Source organism: Affinundibacterium macrobrachii (assembly GCF_014652415.1).
Taxonomy (GTDB): Bacteria; Pseudomonadota; Gammaproteobacteria; order Burkholderiales; family Burkholderiaceae_D; genus Undibacterium; species Undibacterium macrobrachii.
Genome location: NZ_BMYT01000002.1, coordinates 656,763 through 672,669 on the forward strand (window position 1 = coordinate 656,763; position 15,907 = coordinate 672,669).

Sequence of the window (15,907 nt, forward strand, 5' to 3'; positions counted from 1 at the left end):
GATATTTTGTTGGCTTATTTTTTTATCAGCGATAAAAATTCACGACGCAAGTTTGGATCTTTCAAGAATGAACCATGCATCACGCTATTAATCATTTTAGAATCCATATCTTTCACGCCGCGCCAATGCATGCAAAAGTGATCGGCTTCCATCACGACAGCTAATCCATCGGGTTGCATTTTTTCTTGCAATGTATCTGCCAATTGCACTACGGCTTCTTCTTGAATTTGCGGGCGGCTCATAATCCAATCCGCAATTCGCGCGTATTTAGATAGACCGATCAGATTCGAATGTTCATTCGGCATCACACCTATCCACACTTTGCCGATGATAGGGCAAAGATGATGTGAGCAAGCTGAGCGTACCGTGATTGGGCCGATAATCATCAATTCGTTCAGATGCGAGGCATTGGGAAACTCAGTGACTGGCGGCATTGGCAAATACCTGCCTTTAAAAATTTCATTCAAATACATTTTGGCGACACGACGTCCGGTGTCCAAAGTATTGTGATCACTGGCGGTATCGATCACGAGGCTTTCTAATACGCCACGTAGTTTTCCTTCTACTTCCGCTAATAATTGATCGAGTTCGCCGGGTTCAATAAAGTCCGCAATATTGTCATTGGCGTGATAGCGAACTTTGGCTTTGACGATGCGCTCACGAATACGTTGTGAAACGGGGATTGCGGGAACAGCTTGATATTGAGAATCGGTCGGCATTATGTATCCAATCGGCGTAGGCGCCAAAATGCAAGAAATTGGTATGGTAACTGAATCGTCGTACTTGTGTTTTTTGTTTGGGAATTTTTTCGGTTTAACTTTAGCAAGACCATCTTTTTGCGACCGCGCTTATCTGCACTTACTGCTGCGGATCTTGGTCAGATGACTTGCCAGCCGCCATTTGTTTCATCGCCATGCGGATAGTTTGCATCTGCGTCTTAAAATTACTACAAGATGCACACATACTCAGATGTAGCTTGAGTTGCGCGCGCTCTGTCAGACTCAGTTCGCGGTCTAAATTCTCTGAGAGTTTTTGATGGGCTTGTTTGCAAGTGTATAGAAATAACATAGCGATCCTATTTTGTTGTCGTGGCAATAGCGAACCAATTGAGTTCCAAACACTCACGCAGACGTAAGCGTGCTCGATACAAAAGAACCCATAAATTAGACGAACTGAGGTCTAATTCCTTACAAATTTCTTCGCTTGATAATTCCAACCACTCGCGCATCATGAACACACGTGCGGTTTGTGCTGGTAGTTTCTCTAGACATAGTTCTAATGTTTTGAAAAAGTCATTTTGCTGCAAGTTGGCTTCTGGCACACCCCATGCACTCGCAGGATTTAAGGTGTGCCCACTTGCATTAAATAGATGATCAACAATATCATCGTCTGCTTGATCCATCGCGCCAAACTCACTGAGTTGCGCCTCACGATTGCCGCTACGTAAAAAATCAATAATTTTGAATTTTAAAATGCCAATCACATAAGTTCGCAGGCTGGAATGACCTTGGAAGTTTTCTGGCTTCTCTAACACTGCCAGTAGCGTTTCCTGAATCGCGTCTTCTGCATGAACGGCATTTCGCAACTGTAGCATGGCAAATCGATACAACGCGGGACGCATCGCTTCGAGTTCTTGCGCTAAATTGACTATGGGAGCCATGTGTAAAAATACCTGATGAGGTTTTAACGAGGGGCGCATTTGCCTGTAAAATTCAGGCTAAACCCCGATTCTTCATAGGATAACCTTAATATGAGCAATACGACAATCATTCCTCACGAAACTTCTGATCGTTTGGCAGGTGTAGAGCCTGAGATCAAAGCAGAGATTCTGGCTGAGGCTTTACCGTATATCCGTAAATTTCACGGTAAAACTATCGTCGTTAAATACGGCGGCAACGCAATGACGGAAGAGCGTCTCAAACACGGGTTTGCGCGTGATGTGATTTTGCTTAAATTGGTTGGTATGAACCCAGTTGTCGTACATGGCGGTGGTCCGCAAATCGACAACGCGCTGAAAAAAGTCGGCAAGCAAGGCACTTTCGTACAAGGGATGCGCATCACCGACGAAGAAACCATGGAAGTGGTGGAATGGGTACTCGGCGGTGAAGTACAACAAGATATCGTGATGCTGATTAACCACTACGGCGGGCAGGCGGTTGGTTTAACAGGTAAAGACGGTGGCTTAATCCGTGCCCGCAAAATGAAAATGCCAGATCGCGAAAACCCGGGCGAATTCTTAGACATCGGCTTCGTTGGTGAAATTGACGCCATCAATCCAGCAGTGGTCAAAGCCCTGCAAGACGACGCCTTCATCCCGATTATTTCGCCTATCGGTTTTGGTGAAGACGGCCAAGCCTACAATATCAACGCCGACTTGGTAGCGGGAAAAATCGCTGAAATCTTGAAAGCCGAAAAGCTAATCATGATGACGAATATCCCTGGCGTATTAGACAAACAAGGCAATTTGGTCACCGACTTGTCAGCAAGAGAAATCGACGAAATGTTCGCCGACGGCACGATCTCTGGCGGTATGCTACCAAAGATTTCTTCCGCGTTAGACGCTGCGAAATCAGGTGTGAACACGGTACACATCATCGACGGCCGCATTCCGCATTCTTTGCTGCTTGAGATTTTGACGGAGCAAGCTTTTGGTACGATGATTCGATCCCACTAATATAAATTCCATTTTCGGGCGCATTGCGTTGTTGCTTGTCCTCGCAATACCTGAGTATTGCTGCGGGAAGCGCCTAGCACTGCATCCCGAGAATGAAATTTTTGACTAGTGGTCTATCCAGTTTGAGAAAGATAGGTTTTTTAATGCAAATTTCAACATCATGGAAATAGTCTCGAACCATACACACTTGTTAGCACCAGTTGATTGGCCATTCGATGCGCCGACTAACGCTGTTGCGTACACTAATCAGCGAGTTCTACGAGAAGATCATCCAGTACTTTTAGTAAGCCACGACAATGATGGTGATTGGCAGTTCTTGTGTGGAAGCGACGACCCTGGTGAATGTCTTATCGTTTGTCTAGCGTGCGCGTTTGAGCGGGATAGAACCGTGGGCTTAGTAGCCGATCTGCCAGTCGGTTGGCAAGCATGGCGTGAATCAGTAAGTGATCATTGGCATCGTGCACCGCGTGAAGACGATGAAAATGATGTTTGATATTACATTCGGGGCGGATTGGCTTGAAGAGGTTTGATTCTTTAGAAATTGTCTGTTCGGCCTGCAATTCAATTCCACGTTGAGTAGTCCGACTTCATTCGCATGTGACACTGCCAATTGTGCGGGACAGAAATGGGAAAAAGAGAGTCAGATGTCTGAGCGAAGCGAGTTTCTGACTCTCCCCATTTTTGTCTTGCACAATTGGGAACCCGAAGGGCAGTGGCGCCTGCGTCGCCTTTTTTGGGTTACCTTTTTTGGCGAAGCAAAAAAGGTAACTGGCTGTCGGGCCACCCCCGACCAGTAAATGACATCGCTTAGCTCAGGTTGCGAAACTCGCTGCAAATGAAACAAAAAATAAAACCCACCATCTGGCTATTCGACCTAGACAACACCCTACACAACGCCAGCGCAGCAGTCTTCCCCAGCATAGCCAACAACATGACCCGCTACATGACACAAGTCTTAGCGGCGGCAAATCATCCTTCAGACATAGATACCGTCAATCAATTAAGAGTCGATTACCTGAAACGTTACGGTGCCACGCTTAAAGGTATGGTGATCCACCATGGCGTCGACGAAACGGACTTTTTACGTGAAGCGCATCAGTTTGAACATCTTCCTGATTTGCTCAGAAGAGAACGTGGCTTATCGAAAATTCTTGCACTACTACCTGGCCAGAAAATTTTATTTACGAATGCGCCTCAAGAATATTCAAAGCAAACGATTCGCTATTTCAACTTGCATCGCCACTTCTCGGATCACATTTCGATAGAGGCCATGCATGTACATGGCAAGTCGCATCCCAAGCCAAGCAAGCCTTATCTTAGAAAACTATTGGCGCAACATGCTTGGTCGCCACAACAATGTATTTTGGTGGAAGATAGTGTTGCGAATTTGGTCGCCGCGAAACAAATTGGTTTGCGCACAGTGTTGGTGACTGGGCATGGTCAACATGTACAGCAGAAAAGTATTTCTGCCAGCGCCGATATCAAAGTAAAATCGGTGTTTGAATTGCCGCATCGTTTGCGTCAATTAGGTTTCTCTTAGTCGTCCTTAGTTGTTCTAATTTGTCCAAAACTATGTCTATCACAAAGCCCGGTGAGCGTAAGCTCCAGATTTTGCAAACTTTAGCCGCAATGCTAGAAAACCCGAAAGGGGAAAAAATTACCACGGCGGCATTGGCAGCGAAGATCGATGTGTCTGAGGCGACCTTGTATCGACATTTTGCCAGTAAGGCGCAAATGTTTGAGGGCTTGATCGAGTTTATCGAGACCACAATCTTTGGTTTGATTAATCAAATCAGCCAACAACATAAAGATGGTTTGCAGCAAGCGCATAACATTACCTTGATGTTACTCAGTTTTGCAGAACGTAATCCTGGTATGACCAAGGTCTTGATCGGCGATGCTTTAGTCAATGAAGACGAACGTTTGCAGCAACGCATGAACCAATTGATGGATAGAATTGAACTCGCGTACAAACAGGCCCTGCGACAAGCTGGTGTACAAGGGCAAGTGCCAGAAACAGAAGTGGCGATGCGCGCGAATCTATTAACGACTTTCGTGTTGGGTCGCTGGCAGCGTTATGCAAAAACTGGTTTTAAAGCGAGTCCAACAGAGTTGGTCACCGCGCAAATCACTTTGTTGCTGTGAGTCGCGAGCAATCGGATGGTCGCGTAAGTCAGAAATAAACCGCTCACCGAATGCTTGATTGACCTAAGCAAATGAATTGAACTCAGGCGACATCGTCGATCGCAAGTTTTTCGAGATTGCCACGCAATAAATTGTGCGCTTCGTTGTAGAACGCATCGACTTGATTTTCTTTGAGTCGAATCTGCAAGATTGCGCGATCGGTATAGTCCGTTGCGATGATGTTCGCTTGGTAGTGTTCACATAGGCGACGTAGTTGTGATTCATCGGCAAATTGAATCGCTAACTTGATCTCGCTGAGGATTTCAATCGCGATTAATTCCGCATTTTTGAATGCATCAGAAATGGCTTGGCCATACGCACGGGTTAAACCGCCTGCACCAAGTTTAGTCCCGCCCCAATAACGTACGACTACCGCAAGTACATTGAATAGTGCTTTATGCACCAAGACGTTGTACATTGGTTTTGCCGCAGTGCCGGATGGTTCGCCATCATCGTCTAAGCCAGAATCACCCTCGCACAAAAGTACCCAGCAAACATGCACTGCATTTGGATGTTGGGCACGAATCTGCGCCAGCATCGCTTGTGCTTCTACGCGGCTATAAACTGGATAAAGCTGTCCGAGAAAGCGGCTTTTCTTGATTTCGATTTCAGCACTGACGGCTGATTTAAGTTGATACATAAAGTTGATACATAAATCCCAGTAATTGATTCCTAGTAGAAGAATCTTGGGAATAATTTTAGCGTTGCCAAATAAACTTCTTATTGAATGACAAAATTTTCAAAGAAGATATCTTGCACGCCATCGTGATCTTTTGTGGACAATGCACCATTGATTTTCTTACGTAACTCTTCGATCAAGGTCTTTTTCCCCTCGACGGTTTGTATCTCGGTATAGTCTTTGCTGCTAAGCGTCGTAATCACTGCATGACGAACCATGGGCATAAATAATTTTACTTTGTCAGCCGATTCAGGCGCGCCCATTTGCAAAGTGATGATCGTTTGTAAGTAGCGATCAAAGCTCGCGAGATTTACTACAAATGGTTCTAGACGCGCGGTTGGTGCTGCGCCCGCAGACGCACTTGCGCTCGCCTTGTCACTAGCATGTGCTGAGCCGATGCTCATAAGACATCCTACACTCAACAGTACACTTGCTATCCATTTTTTTGTAAACGATTGAGATTTGTTCGACACAATCAACTCCTTGAATTTTGCTGCACATGGATGTCAAGAATTAGATCAGAAGATTTGCTGGATGAGGCCATGCAAATACAACACACTAATTCTTGAACATCGTCATGACGCGATTGGCTTGTGATGACTTTAGTTTGCCTTAGCTGCGCCTAGCTTGGTTTAGGTCGTTAAAGGCTTGTAGCGAATGCGTTTTGGTTTAGCTCCTTCTTCACCTAAACGTTTCTTCTTGTCCGCTTCGTACTCTTGGTAGTTACCATCAAAGAAAGTCACTTGTGAGTCACCTTCAAATGCCAAGATATGCGTCGCAATACGATCCAAGAACCAACGATCATGCGAAATCACCATCACGCTACCAGCAAATTCCAACAAGGCGTCTTCCAATGCACGCAATGTTTCAACGTCCAAATCATTTGATGGTTCATCGAGTAGCAGTACGTTACCACCTTGCAGTAAAGTTTTCGCCAAATGCAAACGACCACGTTCACCACCAGATAAATTACCAACGATTTTCTGTTGATCGCCGCCTTTGAAATTGAAGCGACCTAAGTAGGCACGTGAAGGCATTTCAAAACGGCCCACCGTCAAAATGTCGGCACCATTGGCGACATCTTCGAATACGGTTTTGGTATTACCCAAATCCTCACGAGATTGATCAACCAAAGAAATCTTGGCAGTCTGACCCAATACCACTTCACCGCTATCTGGTTGTTCGATACCTTTGATCATTTTGAACAAAGTCGATTTACCAGCGCCGTTCGGACCAATGATACCAACGATCGCACCAGGTGGAATTTTAAAACTGAGATTGTCGATCAACAGACGGTCACCAAATGATTTGCTGACGTTTTTAAATTCAATCACTTCGTTACCTAAACGCTCAGCAACAGGGATGAAAATCTCCTGTGTCTCGTTGCGTTTTTGGTATTCGTGTTCGCTCATCTCATTAAAGCGTGCCAAACGCGCTTTGCTCTTGGCCTGACGGGCTTTGGGATTTTGACGCGCCCATTCCAATTCTTTTTGCAAGGCTTTTTGACGTGCAGATTCGGTCGCTTCTTCTTGCTTCAAGCGTGCTTGTTTTTGATCGAGCCAAGAAGAATAATTGCCCTTCCATGGAATACCCGCGCCACGGTCGAGTTCTAGAATCCATTCTGCTGCGTTGTCCAAGAAGTAGCGATCATGGGTAATCGCAACGACGGTGCCAGGGAAGCGCAATAAGAATTGTTCTAGCCAATCGACTGATTCTGCATCCAAATGGTTGGTCGGTTCATCAAGCAACAGCATGTCTGGCTTGGATAGCAATAAGCGACAAAGCGCAACGCGACGTTTTTCACCACCAGATAACACACCGATTTTTGCATCCCATGGTGGCAAGCGTAAAGCATCTGCCGCCATTTCTAATTGCAACTCAACATTGTCGCCAGCAGAAGCAGAAATAATCGCTTCTAGACGCGCTTGTTCATTGGCAAGCGCATCGAAATCCGCATCTTCTTCTGCGTAAGCCGCATAGATTTGTTCGAGTTTTGCTTTGGCTTCAAATACTTCGCCCAGTGCGCCTTCGACGGCTTGGCGTACGGTTTGTTCAGGATCTAGTTGCGGTTCTTGCGGTAAGTAGCCGATATTCAAATTCGGCATTGGCACTGCTTCGCCTTGAATATCTTTATCGATCCCTGCCATGATTTTTAACAGAGAAGACTTACCTGAGCCATTTAGACCCAAGACACCGATTTTGGCGCCGGGGAAAAATGAAAGTGAGATATCTTTCAGAATTTGACGTTTAGGCGGCACGATTTTGCCGACTCGGTTCATGGTGTATACGTAATTTGCCATTTTTGGAGTAATTTTATAGAGGAAATTGGAAGCCGCTAGGATACCTCAATCGCATCCTTAAAGTATCGTTAAACGGCTTGTATGGAACAAAAATAATTCCGTATTTCACCGATGATGATCGATCAATTTGCTATGAATACGATTGTCTATGATCTTGCAATTCACATTGTTACAAAATGTTACTTCTTCTCGAAATGCCGCGTTTGTCGTCGGCAATTCTGTGTTGAATGTGGTGGTGTGAGGTGATTTGCCTAGATAGGCTTTACGCAATAAAAAAAATCGACCATAAGTTTGGGTGGTGCAAGCCTGACATAGTGCGTATTTTCACCGATGGAAAGTCTTGCTATCACCACCCTATGTAGTTAAGATGCTTGGATGTGTTTTGATGATGGTTATCAAAGAAATAAAATGCTGTTATAGTTTATGCTTATTATTGCTATCTTGATTCATTTTGACGGTGATTTAGTCCTTATTGAAATCAATTGATTGGTTTTGGATTCGCCTTAGCAGTGATTAGTAGTTCTTTTACGATGTATTACGATTTGCACTTACTTGGACACGTACTGCCAGTGTCTTTTCTGGAATTTGTTCCTTAGATTGTGTTTATGGAATCAATCATTAAACATTTGATGGAGATTACGGGTCACCGCGACCACGATCTTCTCAATATTTCTGTGATCTCAGCCTTGAGCGAGCTAACCCATGCTTCACGCGCACGAGTGCTGGATATTTTGCACGTTGGCGACAATGTTTTCGTGAAGGCGCAAATTACGATAGATCATGGCAAATTGGCTTCCAATGAAGAACACCTAGTTCACTTGATTCCAGAAGTCCCGATTGAGCAGTTTCCTCAGCTTGCTTCCGGATTGCAGCAACATGAAAATGTGATTGAGTACGTCGCTGATAACGGTGACCGTACGGTTTGGTTGCCGATCTGGATGAATGAAAAAGTCCACGTTTGCCTTGAGATTTTTAATCCCGCCTCATTTACCGAAAACACCAAGGAAGTGATGAGCGGTATTTTGGTTGTGTATCGCAACTTCCAAAACTTGCTTGATTACAGCGAACGAGATTCACTCACTGGTTTATTGAATCGCAAAACCTTTGACGATAATTTTTCAAAAATATTACGTACTAGCGTACAGAAGCAATTGTCTGAAGAAGTCGATCAGCCCGCAGTTGAGCGACGCCGCGACGAGAAAGAAAAGCAGCATTGGTTAGCTGTATTGGATATTGATCACTTCAAACGCGTCAATGATACCTTCGGACATCTGTATGGTGACGAAGTATTGATTTTGGTGGCAAATCTGATGCGCAGTTCTTTCCGCCCAAGCGATAAATTATTTCGATTTGGCGGCGAGGAGTTTGTGATCTTATTGCGCTCAACAACCAAGGAAGACGCGCACATGATTTTTGAGCGCTTCCGTGAGAATGTGGCGCGTTATCCATTCCCGCAAGTGGGTACGGTAACGATCAGTATCGGCTTTGCACATATCGATCCATTTGAACCTGCAGTCGGCATCATTGGCCGTGCTGATCAAGCTCTGTATTACGCCAAGAGCAATGGGCGTAACCGAATTTGCCATTACGAAGATTTGGTGGAATCAGGCTTGCTACATATTGAGCACTCTCAAGATAGCGTCGAGTTCTTTTGATCTTTGTCTAATCTTTGTCTAATCTTTGTCTGATCTAGTTTTGATGACGAAACTGCTCGCCCTCAATGATTTTAGGCGAGCGACTTCGTTAATCTTTCTTGCGAATTGCAACTTAATTTCCAGTTCATCGTTGAGCTAATCTGCGCTAATTCATATTATGGAACTACGTCAACTACGCTATTTTGTCGCCATTGTTGACCACGGTTCACTATCTCGTGCCGCACGCGTTTTGCATATCGTGCAACCGGCGTTAACCCAACAAATTCAGCAGTTAGAAGAAGAACTGGGCGCGAGTTTGTTGCATCGTTCCGCACAGGGGATGCAAGCAACCGACGCAGGTAAAATTTTCTATGAACACGCGCTGGCGATCTTAAAACAAATTGCTGACGCTAAATCTGCGGTTACTCAATCGACCGATAAACCAACCGGAACGGTCGCTTTAGGAATCCCACAAAGTGCTTCTGGTGCTTTGGCATTTCCTTTGTTGACGGCAGTACGTGCTGCTTATCCTGATATTGTGTTTCAGTTGACAGAGGAATTGACCGGAAACTTAACTGAGCAGTTGGCATCGGGGCGCTTAAATTTAGCGATCTTATTTGATGATGGTCAGCTTGGTAAATTTCATACCAAGACCTTGGTTGAAGAACAGATGATGTACATCACGCGCGCCAACTCGCAGTTTGCATGCAAGCGCAAATCGATTACCTTGGATAAGGTATTACAGTCACCACTGATCTTACCTAGCATCCAACATGGTGTGCGACCACGTATTGAACAAGTGGTGCGTGCGCAAGGAAAGCAAATCGAGAATGTCATTGATATTACCTCGATTGCGATTTTAAAGTCCGCGATTTTGGCCGATATGGGTGCCACCATTTTGCCCATTTCTCCTTTTTTGGCGGAAATCCAGCGCGGTGAAATGTGTGCTACGCCGATTAGTGATGTGACGCTGTCACGTACCGTGAGTTTGTGTGCTTCAAAAAATATTCCCTTGACGAATGCAGCGATCGCAGTCGAAAAACTTGTACTCGATGTTAGTCGTGACTTGTGCGAAAGTGGTCGATGGCTTGGAGCGAAAAGTCTCTCGGAAATAAAGCCAGTCAAATCCTGTTAACCGAGTAATTAAAATCATCAATGCCTAAATCGCATCACGCATAATCGATGATGCGAGATGTTCTCTCTTTGGTGCTAATCTTTGTTGAGATCTTTTCCAATTAGGTGTTACTTACCCAAACATCAAATTAGCAAGCGTTTGGTTTGAAACATGAACACCTTGGTTGCCACTAGACAGTCAATTTTCGACAGAAATTTTTAGTAATAGATAATTAAATTTAGCTATTAAGCTTTCGATATTGCAGTTATGATCACTGTTTTCGATTGAGGGAGACATTGATGAAAAGACTGCTGTTATCTGCATTAATTTTGGCGATTCCAACTTTTGCAAATGCACAAACAAGCAATAAGCTTGTGCCGATAGATGCTTTTGTTGAAGAACAAAAATACAGTATGCCGCGCTTGTCGCCAGATGGTAAGCATCTGGCTGTGAATGTGCGGATACAGCGTCGTGATCGTATTGTTCCAACCATGACGATTTATGCCTTACCTGATTTAAAGATCGTTAATACTTTCGTGCTGCCCGGCTACGAAGTGCCCATCGATTTTGGATGGATAAAAAATGATCGTTTGGTCATTCAAAAGGGGATTGAGGTCGGCTATCGCGAACGGCCAGAAGCAACGGGTGAGGTTGTTGCGGCAAATATGGACGGTACTGAAATTGAGTACCTGTATGGTTACAACGGTTCCACACAGTCGAAACGTGCCTCACGTTATCACGACGATTTGGGCTACGGAATTATCAGTCACATTCCAGCATCGATGGATGGCACGATACAGCTGACGTCGAATGAGTGGCGAGTTGACCGTACGCAGTTATATGAAATCAATACATTCAGTGTGTATCGCAAACTGCTAGCTGATATCCCCATGCGGCGCTTGAGCTTTGTGCATCAATCTGACGGAAAACCACGATTCGCAATTGGTTCCAATCAAAAAAATGAAACCATCGTATTGCGAAAAGATGACGCAACCGGAGCTTGGAATAGCATCGATCAAGCTTCATTAGATATGCATCTTCAACCATTTGACTTTACAGCAGACGACAGCGCGTTCTATGCAAACTTTAGTCAAGATGACGGTCCATATGGCTTGTTGCGCGAAGACATAAAGACAGGCAAGCGCAGCATTATTGTGCAAGACAAATTGTCGAGTCTGGGAACCATAGAATACACATCTCATCCATCCACACCATTTGCCTACACCCTAAGTGTTGGGGTACCAAAGGCGCGCTATTTGGATGAGAGCTCAGCGGATGCACAATTGCATAAATCCTTGAGCGCTTCGTTTCCTGATGCTTACGTGCACTTCATTAACTTTACGATGGACGGACAGAAATTGCTATTTAGTGTGAGCAGTGATCGTGATCCAGGTTCCTATTACATTTTCGATAGAAAGACAGGCAAGGCAGATTTATTGTTAACGAATATGCCGGGGATCAATGCTGAGCAAATGGCTGAACGCCGTGCGATTAAATTTAAGGCGCGTGATGGATTAGAAATAACTGGTTATTTGACGATGCCAAATAATCCAGATGGGAACAAATTGCCGATGGTTTTATTACCCCACGGTGGACCATTTGGGGTGTCAGACACGTGGTATTTTGATGACGAAGCGCAATTCTTAGCAAGTCGTGGTTATGCGGTATTACAAGTCAATTTTCGCGGCTCAGGAGGACGAGGACCGAAGTTCCGTAGAGCGGGCTATCGTGAATACGGTGGAAAGATGATGGATGATCTGATTGATGGCGTGAAGTGGGCGAATAATCATCCAGAAATTGATAAAGATCGTGTTTGTGTCTTTGGTATTAGCTTTGGTGGTTACGCTGCATTAATGGCACCGATACGCGCGCCAGGTATGTTTAAATGTGCAGTTGGATATTCCGGCCGTTACGACTTAGCAAGTCGTTTGAAACGTGAAGATATTAGTTCAGATAAACAAGCAACAAATTTTGTAGTTGAATCAATGGGCAACGATCCGCTCGTTTTGGCGCAACAATCGCCAACAAGCCAAGCAGAGAAGATCAAAATCCCTGTGTTTTTAGCACATGGAACGAAAGATGAAACAACCCAATTAGATCAAGCGGAAAAGATGCGTGATGCCCTGATTAAAGTTGGAAATTCACCTGAGTGGATGTTAGCGAAAAATGAAGGTCACGGTTTCTACGATAGCGAACATCGCCGTGATTTTTATACCCGTTTAGAGACGTTCTTGAAAAAGCATTTGTCTAAATAATCGTCTACTCAGAATATTCGACTTCGTAAAAAAATGAAGCATAGCCAGATCTGTTTTTGGCTATGCTTCACCTAAGGGGAGACTATTCTTTGCTGTCGACTTACTTCAATTTATTTGGTATTTACAATCGGAGCGACGTTTGGATTGCTAGAAGTTGTAACCGAGCGAACTCCTGTTTCAATTTCTACTGGCCTACGTTCCATTCTTAAAAAGCGATCTCGTTCCATATCCATGCTGAGCTCTATATGACGTCCTTTCTGAGCCTTAATTTCAGATCGCCAAATATCGTTATTTTTATTAAATTCCACCAACAGTTGCTGGCTATTCTGCAGTGCTTGAGTTCCCATATCGAAGTAGACATTTTGTACTAATTGTTTAGTCTGTTCGATTTCATCTTTTCGCATGAGATGACGTAGATCGGCGCGCAGATAATCTTCATTGGCAAGACTTTGCATGAGTCCGGCAACATAGTTGTTGTAGCAGGTCAGATTTGCATTTACTTTATCAATCAGATTTTTGTAGTCTTTCGCGGATGGAAGCATGCTCGAAACAATGGGGCGCTCACAAATTTTTTCCGACCATTTCAATTTTCCACCATCAAATTGTTGCGTGTAGAAAGTGATCTCCGCCTGACGTTTAGCTCTTTCGGTAAACAAGGCCGTGTATTGTTGAGCTTTAGCGTGTCCTTGATTGGCAGCCTGCGCCAACATCGATATAGCAGTTTCTGGATCGACATTGCTACCCTCACCGCGCCATAGCATATCGCCAGCCATATATAGGGCTTCTGCGTGTCCACGTTTAGCGAGATCGCGAAATAGTTGCAGCGCTTCCGTGAAATTCTTATTCGCATAGGCGGCCTGTGCCTTTTCAAACTCATTGGCTTGTGTCGCGCTTGTCTCAATAGGAGTAACGGCTAGTTCACTTACTGATATATGATTTTTCGGTGGATCATCATTAGTATGAACAGCAATCGTATCGGTGACTTCTGCATCATCTCGCGCTTCAGTTTGTGCCACAGCCATCAGCATGCTCGGCGCATCAACTTTACGCACTTCTTGGCGAGCGGGAGCAGATGGTGCAATGATTGCTTTAGCGATGGGAACCTCAGCAAATCCTATCGTTGGCATCGCGTAACTGATTCCTGAAAGGCTAGCGATTGCGATTAGGCCTAGCGCTAAGCTGCTAACGCTTGTGGGTTTATTGTGTTCTCTTGGTGTTTGCTTGTTCATAATATCCTCATCTAAGATGAATTCAATGCGTTGAAGTAGAGACGTACTTTTCGCCATGGGTATAGCGAACGAGGGATGTTTGCTGGAGACGGCCATTTCTGCACAGCGCACAAGAGCTTGAGCAAAGGTGTCGACCCCATTTGCTCTGACTGCGACATAGTCGCAATCGATTTCTGCGAGCAGTGTTAATTGCTTATCTGCTGCACGATTTAATACCTGAAAAAAGAAAGCAGTTTTAATAAATTCTTGGGCGATACGCCAAGCACTATCCTTCCGAACAATGTGTCGAATTTCATGTTGCAACATCGCATGACATAAAGCTTGATTTTCTTGCTTTAGAGCCCATGCGGGCAAACATATGATGCCGTTTGGACAGACAAAGGGGCTATTAAAAATAGTGCTAACACGCAGCGCCTGTGCGTTGTTTCGTTTAGGTAGCGCTTTGGTGAGTAAAGCTGTTAAATCTTTACGAGAGACGATAGGCATTGCATTTGCTATGCGATTTAAATGTTGCACATTGAGCGCTATTTTGGTGGCGATCAGCGCGCAATAACTTAGCCAAATTAGAACCATCAAACTTATCAGATCTTGTAAGTTTGCAGGCAAACGAATCGTAGCCTTGTCAGATGGCGTGTTTGTTGAAAGTTGAGTGACGGTCTGATTGTGTACAGGACTTGCTGAGGCTGTTAAATCGACTCGTTCATCTCTCATCAATAATTTTTCTGAATCGCCTGCAAGGTTTGACCTATTAGGCGCGATGATTTGAGAAGGCGCGTTCGTCAGACTATTGTTGTTCGGCGATTGCCAATATTCTTGTATCCCAAGTTGTAAGCTTGCCGTTGCCAGACCACCAAACAATGCTAAGCGCCAAACCAATTCCGCTAGTCGTCTTTGTTGGAGTGCTCCGCAGTACTGAGCCAGACCGGCGCAGCCAAGTAAGATGCTGCTGTGAACCAGATAATTGAACAACCAGCTCAATGTGTGTGCAGCAAGTGAGTGGACGTTATCCATGTGTCTTTCCTTTGCTGGAATGAGCAAGCAATCGCTGACGAATTTGTTCTAGATCTTCTTCTTTGATTTCTTCTTCGCTGACGAGGTGCGAGAGTAGTGCGCGTGCATTTCCCATAAAAACGGAAGAGAGCAATTCCGAAACCATCGATTTTTGAATCTCAGCTTCTGAGTAGGTTGCGCGGTAGATTAATTGACGACCTTCTTTGATGGTCGTTACTAGGCCGCGCTTTTCTAACCTGCTGAGCATAGTTGCGATGGTGGTATGCGCTAGCGGACGGGTTTGACGCATCGCATCGACGACTTCACTGACGCTGGAATTGGGTTTGCTCCATAGCACACGCATTAAGGCTAACTGTGGCTCACTGAGTGAAACGTTTTTGCTATCTTCTTCCATGCTAAGTATCTCTAAATATCTTTCGGTTGTCGGCTATGTTTGAATAGTTAAGCTGCTTTGTTTTTGCATAACTACTCATGTAGTTCTACAAATGTAGTTGATTAAAAATGAGAAGTCAACATAAAAACTTACATTTATTTTTTAGATGTATGTTTGTGCAACATATTGATGTATCTTAGATCGATTTGCATGGGTATCATTTTTTATGATATCCCTATGATTATTCCGTATTTTTCAAACTCTAAAACTTTCACTACACTATGAACACAGCAGATTTCAAAGGAAGTCGAGAAAGCGCTGCAGCGAATGGGTGTGGTCTCCATCCCAGAATTTCGAAAGCTTTCTTTGATGTCTCCGATTCAGATTTGCCTGAAACTACGTAAAGTATTAAAACCTGATGTTCAAGCGCTGTTCATAGGAATTGTGGCGCGGC

General features: G+C 44.5%; 15 protein-coding genes. 7 read left to right on the forward strand and 8 right to left on the reverse strand.

Annotated elements, in window-relative coordinates; translation table 11 throughout:
* Positions 1–14 precede the first annotated feature (14 nt).
* From folE to IE103_RS08555, 3 genes are all read right to left on the reverse strand, one after another.
* Positions 15–719, reverse strand: a complete 705-nt coding sequence (gene folE, locus IE103_RS08545; RefSeq protein WP_189345679.1) for a GTP cyclohydrolase I — start codon at positions 717–719, stop codon at positions 15–17.
* A 139-nt stretch (positions 720–858) separates the two neighbouring features.
* Positions 859–1,068 (reverse strand): zf-HC2 domain-containing protein, encoded by a 210-nt coding sequence (locus IE103_RS08550; protein WP_189345680.1) that lies wholly within the window; start codon positions 1,066–1,068, stop codon positions 859–861.
* A gap of 7 nt (positions 1,069–1,075) precedes the next feature.
* Complete coding sequence (locus IE103_RS08555) at positions 1,076–1,660, reverse strand: sigma-70 family RNA polymerase sigma factor (protein ID WP_189345681.1); 585 nt, start codon at positions 1,658–1,660, stop codon at positions 1,076–1,078.
* Between the two features lie 90 nt (positions 1,661–1,750).
* Between IE103_RS08555 and argB the strand changes: the two genes are divergently transcribed.
* From argB to slmA, 4 genes are all read left to right on the forward strand, one after another.
* On the forward strand, positions 1,751–2,674 hold the full coding sequence (gene argB, locus IE103_RS08560; RefSeq protein WP_189345682.1) for an acetylglutamate kinase: 924 nt from the start codon (positions 1,751–1,753) through the stop codon (positions 2,672–2,674).
* 160 nt (positions 2,675–2,834) lie between these two features.
* Complete coding sequence (locus tag IE103_RS08565) at positions 2,835–3,167, forward strand: hypothetical protein (RefSeq protein ID WP_189345683.1); 333 nt, start codon at positions 2,835–2,837, stop codon at positions 3,165–3,167.
* A 342-nt stretch (positions 3,168–3,509) separates the two neighbouring features.
* Positions 3,510–4,214 carry a pyrimidine 5'-nucleotidase gene (locus tag IE103_RS08570; protein ID WP_189345684.1) on the forward strand — a complete coding sequence of 235 codons (705 nt, stop codon included), beginning with the start codon at positions 3,510–3,512 and terminating at the stop codon, positions 4,212–4,214.
* A gap of 32 nt (positions 4,215–4,246) precedes the next feature.
* A complete protein-coding gene (slmA, locus tag IE103_RS08575) occupies positions 4,247–4,819 on the forward strand; it encodes a nucleoid occlusion factor SlmA (protein WP_189345685.1) in 573 nt (190 codons plus the stop codon).
* A gap of 82 nt (positions 4,820–4,901) precedes the next feature.
* Here the strand turns inward: slmA and IE103_RS08580 are convergent, their stop codons facing one another.
* The 3 genes from IE103_RS08580 to ettA all read right to left on the reverse strand — a co-directional run bounded on the left by IE103_RS08580 (position 4,902) and on the right by ettA (position 7,837).
* Positions 4,902–5,498 carry an IMPACT family protein gene (locus tag IE103_RS08580; protein WP_189345686.1) on the reverse strand — a complete coding sequence of 199 codons (597 nt, stop codon included), beginning with the start codon at positions 5,496–5,498 and terminating at the stop codon, positions 4,902–4,904.
* A gap of 80 nt (positions 5,499–5,578) precedes the next feature.
* Entirely contained in the window at positions 5,579–5,941 is a 363-nt protein-coding gene (locus IE103_RS08585; RefSeq protein ID WP_189345687.1) for a flagellar basal body-associated FliL family protein, read from the reverse strand.
* A 228-nt stretch (positions 5,942–6,169) separates the two neighbouring features.
* The gene (ettA, locus tag IE103_RS08590) at positions 6,170–7,837 is read right to left on the reverse strand and encodes an energy-dependent translational throttle protein EttA (protein ID WP_189345688.1); all 1,668 of its coding nucleotides are present in this window, start codon (positions 7,835–7,837) and stop codon (positions 6,170–6,172) included.
* A gap of 605 nt (positions 7,838–8,442) precedes the next feature.
* On the opposite strand from ettA, the gene IE103_RS08595 reads away from it, so the two are divergent.
* The 3 genes from IE103_RS08595 (at position 8,443) to IE103_RS08605 (ending at position 12,840) form a co-directional block, all read left to right on the forward strand.
* Positions 8,443–9,492, forward strand: a complete 1,050-nt coding sequence (locus tag IE103_RS08595) for a GGDEF domain-containing protein (protein ID WP_189345689.1) — start codon at positions 8,443–8,445, stop codon at positions 9,490–9,492.
* Between the two features lie 157 nt (positions 9,493–9,649).
* Entirely contained in the window at positions 9,650–10,606 is a 957-nt protein-coding gene (locus IE103_RS08600; RefSeq protein WP_189345690.1) for a LysR substrate-binding domain-containing protein, read from the forward strand.
* 278 nt (positions 10,607–10,884) lie between these two features.
* Positions 10,885–12,840, forward strand: coding sequence for an alpha/beta hydrolase family protein (locus tag IE103_RS08605; RefSeq protein ID WP_189345691.1), 1,956 nt, complete (start codon positions 10,885–10,887; stop codon positions 12,838–12,840).
* Positions 12,841–12,950: 110 nt separating this feature from the next.
* Here the strand turns inward: IE103_RS08605 and IE103_RS08610 are convergent, their stop codons facing one another.
* Both IE103_RS08610 and IE103_RS08615 read right to left on the reverse strand, forming a co-directional pair.
* Positions 12,951–15,080, reverse strand: a complete 2,130-nt coding sequence (locus tag IE103_RS08610; protein WP_189345692.1) for a M56 family metallopeptidase — start codon at positions 15,078–15,080, stop codon at positions 12,951–12,953.
* Positions 15,073–15,474: a BlaI/MecI/CopY family transcriptional regulator gene (locus IE103_RS08615; RefSeq protein ID WP_189345693.1), complete on the reverse strand. Its 402-nt coding sequence runs from the start codon at positions 15,472–15,474 to the stop codon at positions 15,073–15,075. The genes IE103_RS08610 and IE103_RS08615 overlap by 8 nt, the downstream gene beginning before the upstream one ends.
* Positions 15,475–15,907 lie beyond the last annotated feature (433 nt).